Origin of the sequence: Oligoflexus sp. (assembly GCF_035712445.1) — a bacterium.
GTDB lineage: Bacteria > Bdellovibrionota_B > Oligoflexia > Oligoflexales > Oligoflexaceae > Oligoflexus.
The window spans coordinates 1-20075 of record NZ_DASTAT010000122.1 but is presented as its reverse complement, the minus strand read 5'-3'; the positions used below and the strand labels follow the sequence as shown (position 1 = coordinate 20075).

Genomic DNA, 20075 nt, shown 5'->3' with positions numbered 1-20075 from the left:
ACAAAACAAGGGGGAACCATGCTCCAGGATTTTCGCGCCGAGGTTCGTCAGTGGCTGGAAGCCAATTGCCCGGCTTCCATGCGAACGCCGACTATGGAAGAGGAAGAGGTTTGGGGTGGACGGAAGGAACAATTCAAAAACCCTGAATCGAAAGTCTGGCTGGAACGTATGGCCGCCAAAGGCTGGACCGCACCCGAGTGGCCCAAGGCCTATGGCGGCGGTGGCTTGAAACCCCAGGAAGCTTTGATCCTGAAAGAGGAAATGCAAAGGCTCGGCTGTCGGCCACCGCTTTTGAGTTTCGGCATCTGGATGCTCGGTCCTGTGCTTTTGCAGTATGGAACCGAAGAGCAGAAGAAAAAACACCTACCCGAGATCGTTCAGGGCAAGGTGCGCTGGTGCCAGGGCTACAGCGAACCCGCAGCCGGTTCCGACCTCGCCAGCCTGCAAACCCGGGCCGAGCTGGTCGGTGATCAGTTCATCATCAACGGCTCGAAAGTCTGGACGTCCTATGCCGATTCCTCGGACTGGATCTTTTGCCTTGTGCGCACCGATCCGAATGCGGGCAAGCAGCAGGGCATCAGCTTCATGCTGATTGATATGAATCAGCCGGGCGTCAAAGCCGAACCGATTCGTCTGATCAGCGGGGCCTCGCCATTCTGCGAAGTCTTCTTCAGCGACGCCAAAACTTCGAAGGATAACCTGATCGGTCCTTTGAATGGCGGCTGGCAGATTGCCAAGGCGCTCTTGACCCACGAACGCCAGGCCATCAGTGAAATCAATAAAAAGGCCAGTGAATTGCCTCTGGAAATTCAGGCCAAGCATAAACTTCCCACCCGCAACGGGCAGCTCGCGGATGAACATTTCCGTCAGCGCCTTGCCGCCTGGCACATGGATAACACCGCTTTCGAATGGACTCTGGAACGCGAGATGTCCCTGCAAAAAGCTGGACATTCCCCGGGCGCCGCGTCATCCATGTTCAAACTCTATGGCACCGAGCTCAACAAAAGGAAGTATGAGCTGATGATGGAGGTCAGCGGCTTTCAAAGTCTGATCTGGGAAGGCGCCGGGGACGAAAAAGATCGTCAGGCCACCCGCGATTGGCTGCGGTCCAAAGGCAATTCGATCGAAGGGGGCACCAGCGAAATTCAGCTGAATGTCATCGCCAAACGTGTGCTGGGATTACCCTGAAGGAGAGGTGGCAACATGATGAACTGGGATATGACCGACGAAGAAAAACTCTTGAAAGTCTCCGCTGCGAATTTCTTTCGCGAAAAAATGCCCATCAATCACCTTCGGCGCATCCGGGACACCAATGATCCCCTGGGATTTCCGCGCGAAGCCTGGCAGGACATGGCGAGTCTCGGCTGGACCGGGATCCTGATTGATGAAGATCATGGCGGTCTGAATTTTGGTTTCCGCGGCCTGGGCCTGATTTTGGAAGCGGCCGGACGTCAGCTGGCAGCCACGCCCCTTCTTTCCACCGTCGCCGGCGCCAGTCGCCTTCTGCAAAAAAATGCGAACCTGGAGCAAAAGGAAACCCTTCTGCCGGCCATCGCCGCCGGTGAAACGATCATCGCCCTGGCTCATGACGAAGGCCAGCACCATGGTCAGGACATCAGCACGCACGCCACCCTGCAGGGCGGAAAATACGTGATTCAGGGCCGGAAATCCCTGGTTTTGGACGCTGCCCTTGCCGATCAAATCCTGGTGCTGGCACGCACGGATCAGGGCCTCGGCTGGTTCCTCGTCCCGCACAAAACTCAGGGCCTTCAGTGGGAACACTTCCGTTTGATCGATGGTCGTCCGGCCGCGCACCTCAGTCTGCAGCGCGTCGAGGTTCCCGCGTCCGCCCGCATCGGCACCATGAAAGATGCGACCGCGTCCTATGAAGACCTGCGCAATGCCTGTGCCGTGGGCCTCGCCACTGAAATGCTGGGAGCGGCCACGGCTGCCTTTGAAATGACCCTGGCCTATCTGAAAGAACGCAAACAATTCGGTGTGGCCATCGGCACATTCCAGGCCCTGCAGCATCGGATGGCGAATCTTTACTGCGAACTCGAGGTCTCGCGCTCCGTTGTGCAAAGAGCCCTGGCGGCGCTGGATGAGGATCATGCGAAGACCACCGTGTTCGCGAGCCTCGCCAAGGGCAAGCTCAATGATGTGATGCACGCCGTCGCCACCGAGAGCATTCAGCTGCATGGCGGCATCGGCATGACCGATGAGCATAACATCGGCTTTTTCCTGAAGCGAAGCCGCATCAATAACGAACTCTTCGGCAGCGCGAGCTTCCATCGGGATCGTTACGCCAAAGCCCTGGAGTTTTAACCTCGAAAGGAGAGTGAGTGATGAACGAAGCCAAAATACTGGTCGAACGTCATGGTTCCATTCTCACGATCGGGATCAATCGTCCGGCCAAACGCAATGCCATCGACGTGGAGATGTTTTTTGAGATGGCCACCGCCTATGGTGTGCTCGATCAGGATCCCGAATTGCGGGTCGGGATCGTGCATGCGGTCGGTGATCATTTCTGCGCTGGGCTCGATCTTCCCAAGTGGCAGGACATTATCACCAACGGGCGCATGCCCGAGTATCCGGAAGGATCCTGCGATCCTTTCGCGATGGCCGATGGCCGCATCTGTCGGAAGCCTATCATCTTTGCCGTCCAGGGGATCTGCTATACCTTTGGCGTGGAAACGATGCTGGCGGCGGATGTTCGCATCGCAGCCCGTGACACCCGCTTTGCACAGCTTGAGGTGAAGCGCGGGATTTTTCCCTTTGGCGGCGCGACTGTAAGGCTTGTGCATGAAATCGGCTGGGGCCATGCCATGCGCTATCTTCTGACCGGGGATGAAATGTCGGCGGAGGAAGCGTATCGACTGGGACTGGTTCAGGAACTTGTGGAACCCGGTCAGCAGCTGGATCGAGCCATGCAGCTGGCGTCTTCGATTGCGGCCCAGGCTCCGCTTGCTGTTCAGGCCACGCTTGCGTCGGCGAGGGAGTCGTTGCGTGATGGCGAAGATCTCGCATTCGCCGGACTTTTCCCAAGGCTCATGCAGCTTTCAGGCTCGGAAGACGTCAAGGAAGGTCTGCAGGCTTTCATGGAACGCCGTCCAGGAGCCTTTGCCGGCCGTTGACCTCTTGCAGCCAGAGTTCTCATACTGTACAAGGGGACTCTGGCAACCGGGCTTACCGCCCTTCCTTGAGGTCATCATGCGGCTTCCGCTCGTTCTGGTTTCCTGCTTTGCAACAGCCTCGCTGTGGGCTGCGGAGGGGGCTCCTCCAGCTGATCCTCCTCTCTCGCGTTTTCTGCCTATTCTTTTCTATACGCCTGATACGGGCGTCGGTGCCGGCGGATTTTTGATTCGCAATCTTGATAATCCGGAAAGCGGTGATCCTTCGCAGCTGATCGCCTTTGCGACGATCACTCAGAAGAGTCAGATTATTTCCGTGGCCGAACCTAAAATTTACTGGGACCAGGGCCGCTGGGAATGGGCCGGGAAAATTTCAGGCCAGGACTTTCCGAGTGAATATTATGGTCGCGGCCAGGCCGAGGTCAAACCCGACGACGCCGAAGCCTATAATGACAAACGCTTCGGCCTGGAAACCCGGCTGAAGAATATCGTCTACGATGGACTTTTCTGGGAACTGGAACTCGGGGCCAACTGGCAGCGCTTCACCGAAAATCATAAGGACGAGCCCACGCCCCTGGTCGATGCGGAATTCGAGCGCTGGGGTCACAAGGCTCACCAGCAGTTCGTCAGCGCGGCCCTGGGCCATGATAATCGCAGCAGTCGCGTGCGGGCCACCTCCGGGCATCTGATCCGCGCTTTCTATCGTCATCATAACTTCAAGACGGATGAAGATCGCGGGAACTATGGAACCCTCGGCCTTGACTGGAAGCAGTATATGACCCTGACGGAAAAACAGTCTCTGGCCCTGCAGCTCTATGCCGCCGAGATGGATCGCGAGGACGTGCCCTTTTATCTGCTGCAGGGTCTTGGTGGCAACCAGGTGCTGCGCGGATTCTATGGCAATCAGTTCCGTGACTATGCGGTCACCTACGCGCAAACGGAGTGGCGAACGCTTTGGACGCCATCATGGGGTTTTCGCGTCTTTGCCGGTGTGGGTGCGCATGCGGATCGTCTGAGTGCGATCGAGGACAGCTCAGTCAAAACCGCCGGCGGTCTGGGGATCGATTACTTCCTCGATCCCAGAAGCATGAATAACCTGCGTTTGGATGTGGGTTTGAGTCAGGACAACGTGGGCGTTTACTTTCTCTACGGTAATGCCTTTTAACGAGTGAGAAAGTCGAGCGGGGCTTGCAGCAGATCGCCCTTCAGGTGAAAGGCCAAAAGCCCGGCCTGCCGCGCGCCTTCCACGTTCTCCTTATTGTCATCGATGAAAAGAGTCCGCGCCGGATCCAGACCATGACGGTCCGTGACAAAACGATAAACCTCGGGATGAGGTTTCCGGAGTCCAATCAGATGCGAATAATAAGCTGCTTCAAAATACGTATCGAACGTCTGTCCCGGAAGATCCTCGGCGATGATGGCATCGAACGCGGCCTTGTGAATGGCGTTGGTGTTGCTCAGCAGGAAAACCCGGCGGCGGGCGGCGACTTTTTGCACAAAGTCCATGCGTGCGCGCGGCATGCGCCCCAGCATCGCATTCCAGGCCTCCATGATAGCCGGCGCCTGCAGAAGCGTGCCGGCCAGATCCGAAATCCCTTGATAAAATTGATCGGGCTGGATACGTCCTGTTTCCAGATCATCAAACAGAGGACTCTGTTTGGTCTGCAGATAATAACGATCGCTTTGCGGGCCCAAAAGTCCGCGCAAAGCCTTTTCGGTCGCTTGATAGTTGATATCGAGCAGTACGCCGCCTAAATCAAAAATGACGGCATTACACTCTTGCATGCTTGTCTCCCCGGGTCTTGAACTATAAACTTTTGGCAGAGCCTGAACATGGAAAGGAATCATCATGACAGAAAAATGGGCGATCGTCACGGGCGCTTCCGGTGGAATCGGTTTGGATATCGCAAGGATTCTGGCGGCACGGAGTTATCATCTGGTGCTGGTCGCCCGCTCCGAGGACAAGCTGAAGGACGCTCAGGAGGAATTGAGCGCAGGCGGGAGCAAGGTCAAGGTCGTGGCCCTGGACCTGGCCCAGGTCGGTGCCGCGGAAAAACTGGTGCATGAGACCGACAGGTGGGGCATCGTGCCCGAGGTCCTGATCAACAACGCTGGCATCGGAGCCTGGGGCCCCTTTTTGGATAGCACCTTTGATGAAGTCAAAGGCATGGTGGATCTGAACGTCCAGGCCCTGGCTCAGCTCTCGCATCTTTATGGACGCAAAATGCGCGAGCGGCGCCTCGGTTATATGCTGCAGGTCGCTTCCACGGCTGCGTTTCAACCACTGCCATCCTATGCGGTGTATGCGGCCACGAAAAGTTTTGTTCTCAGCTTTTCCCGCGCTCTGAACTATGAGGGACGGGAATTCGGGATCAGTTCCACGGCGCTGTGCCCCGGCCCTACATCGACCTCGTTCTTCGATCGGGCGCATCATAAGCTGAACAAGCAGTTCCAGGCTTTGATGATGGACTCCAGCGAAGTCGCACGTCAGGGCGTGGAGGCGATGTTTGCTCGCGAGGAAAGCCATGTCGCAGGATTTTTGAACAGAGTCGGCGCCTCGCTCCTGCCGCGGGTGATGCCGGCGAAGTTTCTGGTTCGTGGCGCCGCCCTCTTCATGAAATAAAGAGCAGGGCCTGCCGATTGAGGCAGGCTTTACGTCGCGGCACGATCCGGCGCTTACTCAGGATTGGCAATAATCCCCTGGAAAAGCAGGGCTCCCGTGACCCGATCACGCAGGGCGATGAAGAAGGGTCGATCCGCGATAAATTCCGCCGTTGGAATGGGCTCGGCCGTGGTGCCGACAATCACCGCCGTCACAGCCGCTGCCTTGAAGCCATTCTCATCCATCTCGACCGCCGTTTTTTGCAGCACATCGCTGATAAAGGCCTCCCCTTCCCCTTTCGGTGTTCCAAGCGGAGCCAACTGAGCCTGACCAGGACGGAAGGCGCGCTGAATTCCAATCGCCTGAAGGGCCGCTGTCAGGGATTTTTCAAACGAGAATTGAAATTTGGGAATCTCGACCCGCACGATTCCGGGCTGCATATCCTGGATGAGGGACTGATAATCATTGCGTTCAAACGCAAAGATGGAACGATCAGCCGTCTCGGGAATGACGACATCCAAAAGATAGCGACCGACTTCACCTTCGCCGCTCGCCATGGTGCCTTTGCGGAAGGCGAGCGAGATCATCTTATATTCGCCATTGGTCGCGAAGGGAACGCCCATGTGGCTTTCCTGCATCATGGCTACAGTTTTGCTGCTTCCATCGGCCAGTTGGAAGCTATCATTTCCCGTCAGCAGCGCACTGAAAGGGTGCAGCCACTGCGCCTGGAAATAAAGGGCGTTGAGCAGGATCGAAGCCATGTCGGGATCAAGCTTGTCCAGGATGCTCGGAATCATGCCGCCCGTGCTCTTGCTCACCCAGTTATTGATGTTCTGCAGCGTGGAAGCCTCGCGGAAGGATGCGCTGGTCACCACCTCTTCATCAGGCAGGATGGAATAAAACGTCTGTGCATCCGCCTGGAATTTTTCCGCAAGATCGAAGCTGTCACTGTTCACCCAGACAGCATTGGCAATGCGGAGGACTTCCCCGCTGCGTTCCGCAGACACAAGGCTTCGAATAAGATCCCGCACCAAAGGATTGGTCTGCACCAGGGAATATTGATCGGTGCGGAGCGCCGTTTGGATTTCCTGCAGGGTTTCCTGTTCGGCCCCGTTGCTGGCCAGGGAAAGGGCCAGCCAGGCGCTGAGCGGGGAGAAGAGCATGTTTTCATTTTTCAGCTGCGCGCCTCGGATTTCTTCAAAGACGTTCCAGCCGAATTCATTGTTTGCGCGCGCCGCTGCCGTGGTCGGAGGCGCATCGGGCACCTGATCCGGGCCCTGCGCGGCTCCTAAATAGGCTGGCGTCGCCAGAAGAAACGCGGTCAGAAACAGGGACAAGCGGGACGTGACGCTCATGATCCACCTCATGGAAAAAGGGGGTGATACACCCCCTCGTTTTAGGATTAGTTGGATTCGGCCTGGCCTGGTTGCTGCTGACCGGGCTGCTGCTGACCGGGCTGCTGCTGACCAGGTTCCTGCTGGCCTGGATTGGTCACGCCGGGCTGCTGATTCTGGCCGGTGATCTGGCTTTGGCAGCCGCTGGTGAACTGGCTGCCGGTTTCGGCCTCGCCCACCTGGGTCCAATCCACCTTGCTTTCCGCACCGTCCTTGCTTACAAAGCCTTGCGAGCAGAGTTCTTTCAGGCTGCTGACATGATCGATGAAATCATTGCAGCTGAGTTCCACATAGCCTTTGAAGAGCAAAGTTTTTTCCTGATAGCTCGTGCACTCATATTCCTGCGCGGCAAGGTTTTCCTTCACCTTCTCGGCTACGATATGGCCTTTGCCCATACCCGCAGCGTTGTATTCCACCCACATGGGCAGCGGTCTTTTCTGGGTGATGGGCTCCCAGCGGTTTTCCGTCTTCGCGCATTCAATGCGGATCGAGAAGGGTTTGAGCTGGGCCGAACTTTGAAAGAGGCGGCAGCGTTCTTTCATTCCGTCGATGCTGTAGGTTTGGTCATCACCCAGTTGCACCTGGCCGCCCGTGGCAAAAGCATTCATCGACAAAAGAAGCAATCCGGAAGTTACTACGGCGAGTTTCATAAACTATCCTTTGTTGAATGTTCCATTCTTAAAAAGCCCTGAAGCCTGAAAATCAAGGCTCAGGGAGATTATTCGGATTCGAAGAATTGAGCGGGGTGACGCAAAAGCGCCAAAAGCGGGTCCATGTTATTTTGCAGCCATGTGTTGTACGTGGAAGGCCAGCCGTTATCCTGGGGCATCACCACATAGTCCGGGTGGTTCTTGCGGGAATTGCCGAGCCACTCGCCGGCAATCACCACGAGGCGACCTTCGCGGGCCTTGATCTCGGGATTCACAAAAAGCCGGTATTGATACTGGTCAAAGGCCCAATCGTTGCGGGTGGTCAGATCCTCGGCCACCTGCGAGCGCATTTTGATTTTCCAAAGGCGCATCGAGACGCGATAGGCGTCCTTCTGCTCCTCATCCTCCTGCATGGCCCAGTCCACCTTGAAGACCGGCTGCTGCCAGACTTCGCTGCCGGCCGTGTCGTCGATGATGAAGGGTTTTTGCCAGGATCCGAGCAGAGTCAGCGCGATCTGATGGAAGGCTTCGGGCCGGATATCCTGATAGGTTCCGTCGGTGACGAAATCGCCATCATAGCGAATCCCGTACATCGTTACGGGAAAGCCTTCATAGAGCTTGGTGAAAAGGGCCTTTTGATCGGAAATGGAAAGGCGTTCCCCCAGGACCTCGATGGCCGTTTTCGGTTCCGGCTCCAGAATCGAGGCATTCGACCAGGCGTTGCAAAGCCCTTCCCAGCTCTCGGGATAGCCTCCGTTCTGCAGGGCTTCCAGTTCCTGGGCCTTTGATTCGCGTCCGATGCGCGACATCATACGATCGACTTTGGCAAAGACGGATTGATCGCCGGAATAGAGCACCGCATCATAGCGTGGATACCAGTAGCCAGCCCAAGGCGGCGTCACCTCTTTGGTTTGCCAGGCAGGCTGATCCTTGGAACTGACATCCGCGGGGTTCAGCTCCAGCTGACCGAAGCGATCCATCACCTCCTTCACGGCTTTCATTTCCAGATGGTGATAGGCGATATCCGGGCTGTCCGCGAAAGAAAAACGCCGGCTCGTCTGCAGAATGCTCTGCAAAGCCTGATATTTTTCATCCAAAGCCTGCAGCTGGACGTCTTTGGCCCCGGCTGCGAGAGCCTGATAACTTTCCAAAGCATGGTTGAGTTTCAAGCGAAGTTCGGCGCGTTCGCGAGGAGAAATCGGAGTCTGGAGCGTGGCCCATACACGGGTGATTGTATCCAGGAAGCCTTGACATCGGACCTTATCGTCCGCGCGGCACGACTGCCCTTGAACAAGCCCTGTCGCGCTTGTCCCTCCTTCATTTCGAGCCATAGCCAGAGGGCTGACAAGGGACAGGAAAAGGCAAAAGAATCCGCTGCGGCACACCTGAACTTTTTTCATGGCACACTCGTTTTTTACAACTGCATTTGAGGCGAGAGATTCGAGAAGTCTGATTGATTTCTAAGTTTGAGCGTCTTTTGCGTCAAGGTATAAAAAAATCTATTTTTACTGATAGTGGAGTTTGTTAAGGGTGTTTCCCAAGGTCGTCTCCAAGCTCCCGCACAGTCCCCCTGCCCCGTCATAATCCGTAGGAAAATTACAAATTCCCCGAACTGGCCGCCCAGCCGGTCAAATCCCACCAATTCGCAGGTTTTATCCCGGCCTGACCTGAAATTTATTTTCAAAACCCCTTCCCGTCGGCCTCGAAATCTTGTAATTTTACTACATCGACAAGGAGGTCAAGACATGACTGGTACAAATTGGCTACGGAATACGGTTATGCTTCTTGGATTCGGTCTCAGCCCCTTCGCGTTCGCCGCAGCGGATGCTTCGATCCTCGAAATGTCGAGCATCAGCACGCTGGCTTACGGCCAGGCTTCGCAGAGTGTGCATGTAAAGGTTCTGGTTCCTAATAATTGCTACGAGAAAAACGTCACCGTTCTTTTTCAAAAGGAAGACGGTTCTCCGAGCCGCGTCGTGGCTCGTTACGTGGGTCCAGCGGATGCGGGCAATGAGATCTGGGAGGCTTACGCCAACCTTGGTCCTGGCAACTTCAAGGCTCAGGTGGACTATACGGAAGCCGACGACAGTGCCTCCGATCGCAGCAGCCTTCTTTTGCGTCAGGGTTCGGGCCCTGTGCTCTATGGCGAGCGTTCGGTGATGGCGGTTTATAATCCGCAGGTGATGAACCGGGGTTCCGTGCATTTTCATGCGGCAGTCAAGAACTTCGCCTACGGCAAGCGTGTCCGGGTTCATTACAGTCACGATGGTTGGAAGAGCAGTGAAGCCGCCGACCTAAGCTATCAGAGGGTTTTCAACTACGGTCGCGGCAGCGTCGTGATGCCGAATGACGAAGGTTTCGAAGTATGGTCAGGCGCGCCGGAAATCGGCGGGGAAGTGGATGAGCTGAGCTACTATTTCACCTATGAAGTGGCCGGACAGACTTTCATCGACAACAACTTTGGCCACAACTACACCGTCCAGTTACGCTAATTCAGTGGAAGTAATTCCTCTGTTTCACAATTGAGAGGCCCGGCAAGTCCCCCCGCCGGGCCCTTTCTTTTTTACTTCGCCTTCACAGCCTTTTTCTTCTTCTTGCTGGCCGTCCTGAGGTTCAGCATCTCAACCGCAACGCTGAACGCCATCGCAAAGTAAATATAGCCCTTCGGAATATGCAGCCCCGCGGCATCCGCCACCAGCACGAGTCCAATCATGATCAGGAACGACAGCGCCAGCATCTTGATCGTAGGGTGGCGTTCCACGAAGTTACTGATCGCCTTGCTCGTAAAGATCATCACACCCAAAGCAATCACATTGGCTGCGACCATGATCGAAATATGCTGACTCATGCCCACCGCTGTAATCACGGAATCCAGCGAGAAGACGATATCCAGAAGCGCGATCTGCACCAAAACGCTCCCAAGGGTCACCGTGCCTTTGATATCATGCTCTTCTTCATCGCCCTCAAGCTTCCCGTGAATCTCCTTGGTCGCCTTCCAGATCAGAAAGAGTCCGCCGAAGAAAAGAATAATCGACTTACCCGACACCGGATGCCCCGCCACTTCAAAGAGGGGATGCACCAGACCCACGATCCAGGAAATTGTCAGAAGCAGAAGGAGCCGCGACACGAAAGCACCCATGAGACCCAGGCGGCGGCCTTTGTCCCGGTCAGCCGGAGGCAAACGCGACGACAGGATTGAAATGAAGATGATGTTGTCGACACCAAGTACGATTTCCATGGCCGTCAGGGTCACAAGACTGAGCCAGGCTTCCGGGGAGCTAAGGAGTTCCATCATAGAGAGCGATCCATCCTGAAGTGATAAAAAAAGACGAGCTATTATGCCGGAAAATTTGGCCCACGCCTAGTTTTCATCAAAAATCTTTATCTCTCACTGGAAAATTTGTCTACAGGACGGCAGACTCGGGGCACTTACATCCGACCTGTCATAAGGAAACGCGTATGTCCTGGAAAAGTCTCGTTCTCATATCCGGCCTGTCCTGGCTCGCTCCCACATTAAGCGCTCAAACCCAGGAGCCCTTGGCCGCCAAGGATCTGGCGATCGCACTGCCCATGGCTTTTCGGGACGTTCCGCGCGACTCCCTCTTCCCGCGGACCTGGTATCAATCTGTATCGCAGGGTTTCAGTCAGACAAGCGTGGGCTCCGCTTTGGACTATGAGAGTCCCTACACGGACTGGCAGCTGATCTCCCTGCGCATCGCGCCCTGTGCGCCCCTTGGACAGACGCCACGCGCGGCCGATCAAAACTGCTGGCCGGAAATTCGTCTGGTGTGGCAGCCCGTTCAAAGAAAAATCCGTCTGCATGAACGCTATATGGAAAATGCCGGCGATGATCGCGCCGTGCATGCGCTTTATCCGGTCGAACCCGACCGCTTTCTGAATGCCGCGGAAGCCGCGCGGGTCCAGGCTTCCATCCAGACTTTGTCCAGCGGCAAAACCTTGTCAGCGGAGGCCTTCCAGGAATTCCGCGCCGCCCGCGAACGCGTTCTGAAAGAACTCCTTCCCGCCGTGCGGAGTCTGCGTGATCCCTCGCTCTCCCGGCGTGCCTTCGAAGGCTTCGGCATCCGTCCAGAAGCGGAGGATTCCAGCCTGCAAAAGGCCTTCGGTCAACGGCTCAGTGCCTTTTTGAATCGCTGGACCAGTCCCGCTGACCTGCGTTTCCTGACCGCCTTCTCGCTGCCGGAAGGTCGCGAACCAGCCCATCTGGATGAGTGGGTCTTTCTCTCCTTTCGCGCCGAAAAATCCCGTTTGATCCCGGAACCCATCCGCATCCTTTCGCCTGTGGACGGCCGCGTGCTGGCGGACCTTGGTCCCTCCATGCGCGGGTCCCAGAGCCGTGATGATGATAGCCTCTATGATCTTTTGAACGGATCGAATGATGCCGAAGAGCTGGCCGCGAACGTCATGCTGCGCATCAATGATATCGACCGTCTGACTCCAGCCGTCAGGGATCGCGAAAAGCTGCTCGTACCGAATACCTCCTGCGTATCCTGCCACAAGATGAATGATCTGCGATTTGACTTTCATAATTTTAGCTATCTTGAAGATCGCGACATCACCATTTCGCCCCGGGTCATACGGGATGTCGAACTTGATTTGACCTGGCTGCGTAAGCAGGGCTTTTGAGCCGACTTGCTGTCGACAGATATTCTTTGCTAAGACGGTCTAGGACTTTCCGCCGACATTCAAAAAAATTTAAGAGGGGATTATGCGATCCATTTCCTTGACCGTCTTTAGCAGTCTTTTGGCATTAGCAGCTTGTGGTGAGGCGCCGCGGAGTGAGCTCAAAGTCACCAACGGGGAAATCATTCAGGAGAGCGATCGCCCCGAGGTCGTGAACCTTTACCGCCGCGTTTATCAGAACGGCCAGCTGAAAGGCGGCTCGACCTGCACCGGCACCTGGATCGGCAAAAACACGATCCTCACCGCCGCGCATTGCACGGGTGAAGGTCCATCCGATGCTGAAGGCAAAGTCAGCGATGCCGAGATCATGGTCTTTGAAGTCACCGATCACAGCACGATGCCGAAAAAAACCGCGCTCATCACCCGCGTCGTGGAAGTCTATCGCAATAAGCAGTGGGAAGCGAAGAAAGGCTACAATCGTTACGATCTCGCGATCCTGAAAACGGAAGACAAGGCCGCAAGCGAACGCCCTCGCGGTGAAGCCCGCATCAGCCGCGTGGCCCCTTTCAAAGGCGAAGCCATCGAGATCGTAGGTTATGGTTACTATGATATGTCGACCTTCGGCAAAAAAGGTGACGATCTGAAACGCGTCGGTCGCAACAAGATCGCGGACGTATCGAACGGCTTCATCAACATCACCGGCGAAGTCAAAGACAAGTCCGGTGGCGCCACAGGCGAAGCGGCATCGGCTGGCCAGGGTGATTCCGGTGGTCCCATGTTCCGTGAGGGCGAACTCATCGGCGTCGCATCCGGCGGCGGCACCGGCGGACTTTTCGCCCGCGGTGAAGCGTCCTATGTGGATCTGAATACCAGTGATTCACGAGCTTTCCTGGCTCGATTTGGCTATTGAACCCTGAACCTTGTGTGGGGGATGGCGGCTTTGCAGCTGTCCCCAGTCCTGCCAGCTTTCCCCCCAGGGAACTCGTCTTCGGAATCCCTGAACGCAGTGTCAGGAATCTGGTCGGTCCCCTTCTCTTAGGCACTCCAAACAGACCAACCCCGAATCATTTTCGAAGGATGAAACTGGCTTCGCCTTTGCAAAACTCTCCGGTAACCACGAGAGAAAAGGGAGTAAATTTATGCAAAGCTTTCCGGCCCTTATCGGGATCACCCTCCTGGTCTTTGCCGCTCTCGGCTGCCGCAGCAATCGCAACGAAATCCCCGAAAGCGAGACCGCGGATGTCGGTGCGCTGGAAGCTCAGGTCAAGGATGCGAATGATCGCATTGCTGCGACCGAGGAAGAATTGAAAAGGAACGAAGAGGAAAGCAAGAAAGCCATAGATCAGCTGAAGACTGACCTCCTCGGTTTCAGCCTTCAGTATAAGCACAGCTCCAAGTGCCTGCAGGTCGAAAACAGCAGCGATCAGAACGGGGCTCGCCTGCGGCAGTTGCCCTGCAATTTCTCCAATATTCAAAAATTTCGCCTGATCGAACGGACGGGCGGCAACTGGATACAAAACCTCGTCACTGGCAAATGCCTCGTGGCTCAGGATAACGGCACAGCCAACGGCACCAGGGTCGTGCAGGCGACTTGCGGGGATAAGGGTTCGTTCCTTTTCACGCTGCAGTCGGATGACGCTGGTTTTATGTTTATCCGTGAACTCAGCAGCAATCGCTGTATGGATATCGAAGCTATTTCCAAGGCCGATGGAGCCGGCGCTCAGCTTTTCGATTGTGTGGGCGGGGATGCGCAGCGGGTTAAGATTATTCAGGCGAATCCTTAAGCTCGTCAACTCACCCTTCGGGTGACGTCGCAGCGAAGCCACGACACCCGAAGACTCGATCTCATAATTCAAGTTTATTTAAAACCAGAGCTTCGCCACCAAGGTCCCAGTCTCTATTTTCAGCAGTGCTGCCAACGACGGCATTGTTTGAGATCAAAAGACGCTTGCCCTGAACCGAGAAAACTCGATAAACGGTGGTTTGCGCCTTGCCCTTACCAAACGTCAGATCGAGGGCATTACTTTGCCCAACAAGGTACTGCCCCTCAAGGACAAGGAGTTCTTTACCTTCGCCTTGACAGTCCAAAGCTTGAAAAGCAGTTGATTTGAACAGGAGCCCACCTTCAGCCGTAAATGTATACGTACCAGAGGTGCTGGTATTTTCAGTGGCGGGATTACAGTGCGACCACACCCCGACAAGTTCAGCCTGTGTGTTCAACGGAATTTCGGTCCGTGGTCGAGGGGCCTCGGGATTTTTTGAGTCTTTTTCATCGCAAGCAACCAGAGACAGCATCAATACGCAGGAGGACAACAGCAGATTCAACAGCATGGAGCGACCTTTCTAGTCAGGAATAAAGACGGCCCGCGCCGTCACCCCCTTATAAGAGCATAAAGCGTGCTTGCATTTTGCTTTTGAATTTCAGGATAGTACCTGACGCCACCACCGCCCTGGTTGCGTCAGGTGTAAAAATCCTGGTCACTTTAAAAAGGGCGGCTCCACGTTGTCGTCTGGCAAAAGGTCAGCGGCGGGCGAACGTTCCTATCTATCCCTGACGGCTGCTCAGGAGCCGCATCATCACCTTCTGGCAGCGTTCATTATTCTGCTTCGCCACCTTCAGCCCATCATTGATCGCCTGAGGGTAAGGCCTGGCCAAAAGCTCATCAATCAAAGGCAGAGTGCTGTTATCGCAGCTCGTGGGCAAAAGGCTCATCACATAAGAGCGGGCCACACCGGGCTCAGCCTTCGACACGAGGCTGTCCACCTGCTGGCGATAGGTCGGCTCGTAGCGTTTCAGAAGATCGCGCTGCGTGGCCGGGAAAAGGTTCCCCATGATCGCATAACGCTCGGCACCGGAAATCCGCTCGCCTTTGACGATCGGCTCCAGCATCTTCATCTTCTGATCGTAATCGGGGAAGGAGGCTTTTACCGCAAGGTAGCGGCGTTGGCCCATGCTGGTCGGATCCTTTTGCTTTTCAGCATCGGCCCAGCCCAGAACCTCTTTATGACCCAGGTCACTCAAAGCTTCCAAAAGTCCCCAGCGCTCATCCTGATCGATCACAACACCGGGGAACGAAGTCTTGCCGTTCCAAAGACTCAGAAGCGTATCCGTGCGGCCCGCCATGGTCAGAAGCTGGCGATAGGTTCCCCACTGAACTTTTTTGCTATCCGCAGGGAGGGACGACTTCAGAGTACCTTCATAAGCCTGGATCAGCTCATTCAGGATCTCCTGCTTCACAGTTTTTTCAGGAATCCATTCCACATAACCGAGAAGATCACGACCGACCTTGCCGTCGATAGCCCGCAGCACTTCATAATCCTTTTCCAAGGGCAGCTGCTGCACCACAAAACGGGTGTAATCCTTCAGCGAAATATCCGTGGTCAGAATCATATCCGAAATCGCATTCCAAACCATGATGCGCTGCATCGGGCTTTGAATCGCCTGCAGATGCGCGGCAGCATTCTTGTAGCTGACAGGATCCAGCACGACCTTCACGTAATCATGATCATTCTGGTTCGGGAACACCAGATCAGGACAGGCCAGACCCTTGGCTTCCTTCCAGGTCGTCACGGGTGATTGATAACCGACAGCCGCTTCCTTGATCAGTTCAAAGCGCTTTTTCTTCCACTTGTAAAGGACCACCTCGGTTTTATGTTCACGCAAAGTCGGTTGCTCGGGAATTGCCGATTGCTTCAGCTGGAACTGATCGATCTTCCCTTTGCTGCAGGTGAAATCGACAGCCAAGGTATTCACACCCGCCGTCGTCAGCCATTCCTTGGCAAAGGTCTGAAGACTCCGGCCCGTGGCTTTTTCCATGGCGGCAATGAAATCATTGACCTCGGTATTGCTGAATGCATGCTGATTAAAATAAATCTGAAGACCTTTTTGAAAGGCTTTTTCACCGACCAAAAAATGCAGCTGCTTCAGGAACGAAGCGCCCTTGCCATAGGTGATGCCATCGAAATTGGTCGACATCGTATCGGGAACATCCGCCACGATCGGATGCGTGGTCACGAGCTGGTCCTGATAATAGGCTCCGGTTTTGCTGCGATGAAAACCGATCCAGGTGCTGGGAAAACGAGGATCTGCGGCCATGGTCAGCGTCGCGGCGTAGGTCGCAAAGCTTTCATTCAGCCAAAGGTCATTCCACCATTCCATGGTCACAAGATTCCCCGACCACATATGAGCCATCTCATGCTGGATGGTGCCGGCAAGGCCCTGCTCATCCGCTTCCGTCCGCTTACCGCGAACCAGGAACCGCTCCGAGAAGGTCACGGCCGCAACATTTTCCATCGCGCCTGCATTGAAATCAGGCACCACGACCTGATCGTATTTGCCGAAAGGATAGGCATAGCCCATGTACTTATCGAGGAAATCAAAACCATGCCGGGTGGCCTTGAACCACTGATCCACCGGCATATACTGCGCCAGCGACTGACGGGACATGATGCGGAGGGGATAGCGGAAGGCCTTATCCTCCCAAACGCGATAAGGTCCGGCATGCAGCGAGAAAAGGTAGGTGGAGAATTTCAGCGTCTCGGGAAATTCCCACACGTTTTTCTCGCCATCCGCTGTCACCTTGCTTTCACGCGTGGTCGAGACCACGGTCCAGCTCTTCGGTGCTTTCACCTTCAGCTGATAGCTCGCCTTCAGATCCGGCTGATCGAAGCTGGGGAACAGCATGTTCGCGGCATAGGGTTCGAAATGCGTGTAGGTATAAACCTGCTGATCCACCGGGTCTTTGAACCAGTAAAGGCCGTTGCCGTCTTTGCTGTAGGGATGCTCGTAGCGAATCTCCAGCTCGTTCTTCGCGTTGGCCTGGAGCACGTTTTCATTCAAACGCAGCGCCATATCATCGGCTTCAAACGTCACCGCCTTGCCATTGACCTTGACTGTCTCCACTTTGCCCTTGGCAAAATCGACGCGCAAAGGCTGATTCTGCGGGGTGAAGCTGAAACGGATGCGGACCGTTCCCTGAAAAGGCGTGTCCGTCTCGGGCAGATCCAGGTCCAGGGCGTAGCTCACATCGGCAACCTGCTTTTTCCGCAGCTCCGCTTCGGATTGCTTCAGTAGCGCTGGCCCGGCCAGCAGGGCACTCGCCCCTGGAGAAATTAGGCCCAGCCCGAGCACCAGACTGGCAAGAGACGGCATGCAACGCATCACGGGGGTCTCCTCAAGCACCTGTTCCTTCACGCTTGGCGAATTCACAAGTCAGGTTTATAAAACTATGAATTCCCCCAGCTTTAGCCGGACGGCAAGGAATTGTCAACTCAGCTTGATTGCTTAGGTTTGCATACCTGTGTTTCGTGGGAAACACAGGTTGCGCGAGGCTCAGAGCGCGGCTACGAGGCCGGCATAATGGGCGAGGAAACTGAGCGAGAGTTTCACGAATTCAGCGGACTGCGTGAAAGCTCCCGAGTTGGCAATCACATCATCGGGCGTATGGATCTTGCGATTGTAGTTGGTCGGATTTTCCGTGGGAAAGACCACGGGTATGCCCTGCCGATTCCAGGACCTGTGATCGCTGGTGCCGGCGGTCAAACGGTTCTTGTCGACCTTCACCGTTTGATAGGCCGATAAAAGACCTTCCATGGCGCTCGTCAGCTGCGGGTCGCTGTCGTTGGTCACGAGCCACACCATATCCTCCTTCGCGCCTTTGAACATGTTCATATCGTTCTGCATCATGGCCACGACTTTTTTGCCGCCATTCACATAACGTTTGGCAATGTCCTGACTGCCGATCAAACCCAGCTCTTCCAGAGCGTAACCGTGAATCTCAACGGTCCGATCAAAACGGAGATTGTGCGTGATGATATTGCGGAAGACTTCAAGATGCGAAGCTGTGCCGCTGGCGTTATCATCAGCGCCCGGTGCGATGTCCGAGCCACGGGCGATGCTATCTATGTGGCTGCCGAGCACGATGATTTCATCGGGGAACTTCTGGCCCTGGATGCGGACGACGAGGCTCGGTTGATTGTAACCGCTGTGCGCGACCCTCTCGATGGTGATGTCTTTGCGATCCGCGGCCAGCTCCTGGTAAAGCTTCTGCAAAAGGTCGGTGACGCCGCCGGCCTTGGTGCTGCGTCCATAGCGGGTGCCGAGGTCCACCATCGCCTGCACGGTTTTTTGAATCGCGGCGGGGCTCACTGTTTCATGAATCGAAGGAAGGGCGCTGACGTTTTCGGCGAGAGCGATCACGGGTGTTGCGCTTTTCGCCTGAAAGTTCACAGGGACTTCATCCCCAAAGAGCCGCATAAGCTGCCCACAGGACCAGCGTTCTTCATGAAGTTCAGCTGCGGCCTGCTCCAGATTCCCGGGTGGAATTTCCAAAACGGCCAGCACCTCGGGTACGAACGCCGTCACGCGACCGAAGCGCTCCAGCGTGAAACGATCGTAGCGCGAGTCTTCCAGATTCAGATAGTAAAGGTCTTTAAAATCCTGGTCCCGAGCCTCGTCCGCCCTTTTTAGAAAGAATTGATCGGTCACGAGCAGCGCGTGGCTATCCACATCCTCAAGTCCCACCGCACGGCTCACGATCTCGACCGGACCAGCCTGAGCCAGGCCGGACGCCACTCCCATAAGGAGCGCACAAACTATTCGCATACATCTTCTCCTTTGCTATGCAAAATCCAGTGTGCGTTGTTCCGTGCGTTCCGCTGATTGAAAACTCTTCAATAGTTCGGTAGGCCTCGTTCCGATACAGTGTGCGCTGCATAAAACGGCAGAAAAAAAAGATCCCTGCAGCAGATTGAGCTGCAGGGAACATCGTCCGTTTCGATAAGGAAGCGCGTGATCAGCGGCGAGCAAAAGCCTGCTGACATTGCAGTTCAGCGTTTCGGTAAGCTGATCCGTAGGCTTTGTCACGACAGTAATTGCGAACATACTGCTTAAGTCCGTCGTAGCAAGTCGACAGCGACTGTTGAAAGCAGGTGTTGGCCATGCGATTGCTCATGATCGTATCGTTGCACACCTGCATACCAAGATTCGAACCATGCTGAAATCCGGTTAGGGGACATTCGCCCTGCGGTTCGCCGTGATGATCATTCTGCGTGCTGTGGCAGCGTTGGGCGACTTCCGACTCCACGCGCGCCATGCCTTCTTTATAGCCCCGATGATAATTGGAACTGGAGAGTCCGCGTTCCATGTTCGAAAGTTCGGCGAAATAACGATCCGAACGGTAGCAGTCCTTTTGATATTTCGCATCCCAAAGACGCGCAGCCATATCACGGCCGGCTTGAAAGCCGATGGTTTGGGCGCCGTGGGCCATGACGGGACTTGACTCTAAAACAAGACAGGCGAGAGCAGACATGAGCAGGTAACGCACAACAGGCTCCTTTTGTTGATTCCGACTTGTTTGGTTTTCAGCAAGGCCCGTTCCAGGATATTCCGTCCGCATGGGGCAAGGGTTTCAATGTGGAAGCGGATGGGATGCAAACCGATCGAACACGGTTTGTGCGTGCCTCAAGATCATCGGCTGTGAAAAAAAAGTGACAGGCAAATCACCAGGATCATTTAATGAGTTGCGTTTCTGATACTCGTACGAAATCGAATTCTTTAATGCGCTATAATAATAGCCCAGGGGGATTCGAAAATGACGACGACCGGCAAACGACCGAGACGAGCTTTCACCGCAGAGCAGAAGTTCGCCATGCTGCA

At 55.3% G+C, this 20075-nt stretch carries 18 protein-coding genes; 9 read left to right on the top strand and 9 right to left on the bottom strand.

Going from position 1 to position 20075, the window contains the following annotated elements; all coding sequences use genetic code 11:
- The first annotated feature begins 18 nt into the window (after positions 1 to 18).
- From VFO10_RS25900 to VFO10_RS25885, 4 genes are all read left to right on the top strand, one after another.
- Positions 19 to 1188 (top strand): acyl-CoA dehydrogenase family protein, encoded by a 1170-nt coding sequence (locus tag VFO10_RS25900; protein ID WP_325144907.1) that lies wholly within the window; start codon positions 19 to 21, stop codon positions 1186 to 1188.
- Between the two features lie 15 nt (positions 1189 to 1203).
- The gene (locus VFO10_RS25895; protein WP_325144906.1) at positions 1204 to 2325 is read left to right on the top strand and encodes an acyl-CoA dehydrogenase family protein; all 1122 of its coding nucleotides are present in this window, start codon (positions 1204 to 1206) and stop codon (positions 2323 to 2325) included.
- A 20-nt stretch (positions 2326 to 2345) separates the two neighbouring features.
- Positions 2346 to 3134 (top strand): crotonase/enoyl-CoA hydratase family protein, encoded by a 789-nt coding sequence (locus VFO10_RS25890; RefSeq protein WP_325144905.1) that lies wholly within the window; start codon positions 2346 to 2348, stop codon positions 3132 to 3134.
- A 76-nt stretch (positions 3135 to 3210) separates the two neighbouring features.
- Positions 3211 to 4296 carry a BamA/TamA family outer membrane protein gene (locus VFO10_RS25885; protein ID WP_325144904.1) on the top strand — a complete coding sequence of 362 codons (1086 nt, stop codon included), beginning with the start codon at positions 3211 to 3213 and terminating at the stop codon, positions 4294 to 4296.
- Here the strand turns inward: VFO10_RS25885 and VFO10_RS25880 are convergent.
- Positions 4293 to 4916, bottom strand: a complete 624-nt coding sequence (locus VFO10_RS25880) for an HAD family phosphatase (RefSeq protein WP_325144903.1) — start codon at positions 4914 to 4916, stop codon at positions 4293 to 4295. The two genes, VFO10_RS25885 and VFO10_RS25880, sit on opposite strands and share 4 nt — an antisense overlap.
- Before the next feature lie 64 nt (positions 4917 to 4980).
- Here VFO10_RS25880 and VFO10_RS25875 point away from each other — a divergent pair, with 64 nt between their 5' ends.
- A complete protein-coding gene (locus tag VFO10_RS25875; RefSeq protein WP_325144902.1) occupies positions 4981 to 5754 on the top strand; it encodes an SDR family oxidoreductase in 774 nt (257 codons plus the stop codon).
- 53 nt (positions 5755 to 5807) lie between these two features.
- Here VFO10_RS25875 and VFO10_RS25870 read toward each other — a convergent pair whose 3' ends face one another.
- The 3 genes from VFO10_RS25870 to VFO10_RS25860 form a co-directional block, all read right to left on the bottom strand.
- Positions 5808 to 7088 carry a serpin family protein gene (locus tag VFO10_RS25870; RefSeq protein WP_325144901.1) on the bottom strand — a complete coding sequence of 427 codons (1281 nt, stop codon included), beginning with the start codon at positions 7086 to 7088 and terminating at the stop codon, positions 5808 to 5810.
- Between the two features lie 47 nt (positions 7089 to 7135).
- Positions 7136 to 7777 carry a hypothetical protein gene (locus VFO10_RS25865; RefSeq protein ID WP_325144900.1) on the bottom strand — a complete coding sequence of 214 codons (642 nt, stop codon included), beginning with the start codon at positions 7775 to 7777 and terminating at the stop codon, positions 7136 to 7138.
- Positions 7778 to 7845: 68 nt separating this feature from the next.
- Positions 7846 to 9177 (bottom strand): hypothetical protein, encoded by a 1332-nt coding sequence (locus VFO10_RS25860; protein ID WP_325144899.1) that lies wholly within the window; start codon positions 9175 to 9177, stop codon positions 7846 to 7848.
- 345 nt (positions 9178 to 9522) lie between these two features.
- Here VFO10_RS25860 and VFO10_RS25855 point away from each other — a divergent pair, with 345 nt between their 5' ends.
- Complete coding sequence (locus tag VFO10_RS25855) at positions 9523 to 10269, top strand: hypothetical protein (RefSeq protein WP_325144898.1); 747 nt, start codon at positions 9523 to 9525, stop codon at positions 10267 to 10269.
- A 71-nt stretch (positions 10270 to 10340) separates the two neighbouring features.
- On the opposite strand, the gene VFO10_RS25850 is transcribed toward VFO10_RS25855, so the two are convergent.
- Positions 10341 to 11072 (bottom strand): TerC family protein, encoded by a 732-nt coding sequence (locus VFO10_RS25850; protein ID WP_325144897.1) that lies wholly within the window; start codon positions 11070 to 11072, stop codon positions 10341 to 10343.
- Positions 11073 to 11236: 164 nt separating this feature from the next.
- Between VFO10_RS25850 and VFO10_RS25845 the strand changes: the two genes are divergently transcribed.
- The 3 genes from VFO10_RS25845 (at position 11237) to VFO10_RS25835 (ending at position 14202) form a co-directional block, all read left to right on the top strand.
- Complete coding sequence (locus VFO10_RS25845; protein ID WP_325144896.1) at positions 11237 to 12421, top strand: hypothetical protein; 1185 nt, start codon at positions 11237 to 11239, stop codon at positions 12419 to 12421.
- Positions 12422 to 12503: 82 nt separating this feature from the next.
- The gene (locus tag VFO10_RS25840) at positions 12504 to 13328 is read left to right on the top strand and encodes a S1 family peptidase (RefSeq protein ID WP_325144895.1); all 825 of its coding nucleotides are present in this window, start codon (positions 12504 to 12506) and stop codon (positions 13326 to 13328) included.
- A gap of 229 nt (positions 13329 to 13557) precedes the next feature.
- On the top strand, positions 13558 to 14202 hold the full coding sequence (locus VFO10_RS25835; protein WP_325144894.1) for an RICIN domain-containing protein: 645 nt from the start codon (positions 13558 to 13560) through the stop codon (positions 14200 to 14202).
- A gap of 61 nt (positions 14203 to 14263) precedes the next feature.
- Here the strand turns inward: VFO10_RS25835 and VFO10_RS25830 are convergent, their stop codons facing one another.
- From VFO10_RS25830 to VFO10_RS25815, 4 genes are all read right to left on the bottom strand, one after another.
- Complete coding sequence (locus VFO10_RS25830) at positions 14264 to 14749, bottom strand: hypothetical protein (RefSeq protein WP_325144893.1); 486 nt, start codon at positions 14747 to 14749, stop codon at positions 14264 to 14266.
- Positions 14750 to 14963: 214 nt separating this feature from the next.
- On the bottom strand, positions 14964 to 17579 hold the full coding sequence (gene pepN, locus VFO10_RS25825; protein WP_325144921.1) for an aminopeptidase N: 2616 nt from the start codon (positions 17577 to 17579) through the stop codon (positions 14964 to 14966).
- 171 nt (positions 17580 to 17750) lie between these two features.
- Positions 17751 to 19022: a M20/M25/M40 family metallo-hydrolase gene (locus VFO10_RS25820; RefSeq protein ID WP_325144892.1), complete on the bottom strand. Its 1272-nt coding sequence runs from the start codon at positions 19020 to 19022 to the stop codon at positions 17751 to 17753.
- 190 nt (positions 19023 to 19212) lie between these two features.
- Positions 19213 to 19743, bottom strand: coding sequence for a hypothetical protein (locus VFO10_RS25815; RefSeq protein WP_325144891.1), 531 nt, complete (start codon positions 19741 to 19743; stop codon positions 19213 to 19215).
- Between the last annotated feature and the right edge of the window lie 332 nt (positions 19744 to 20075).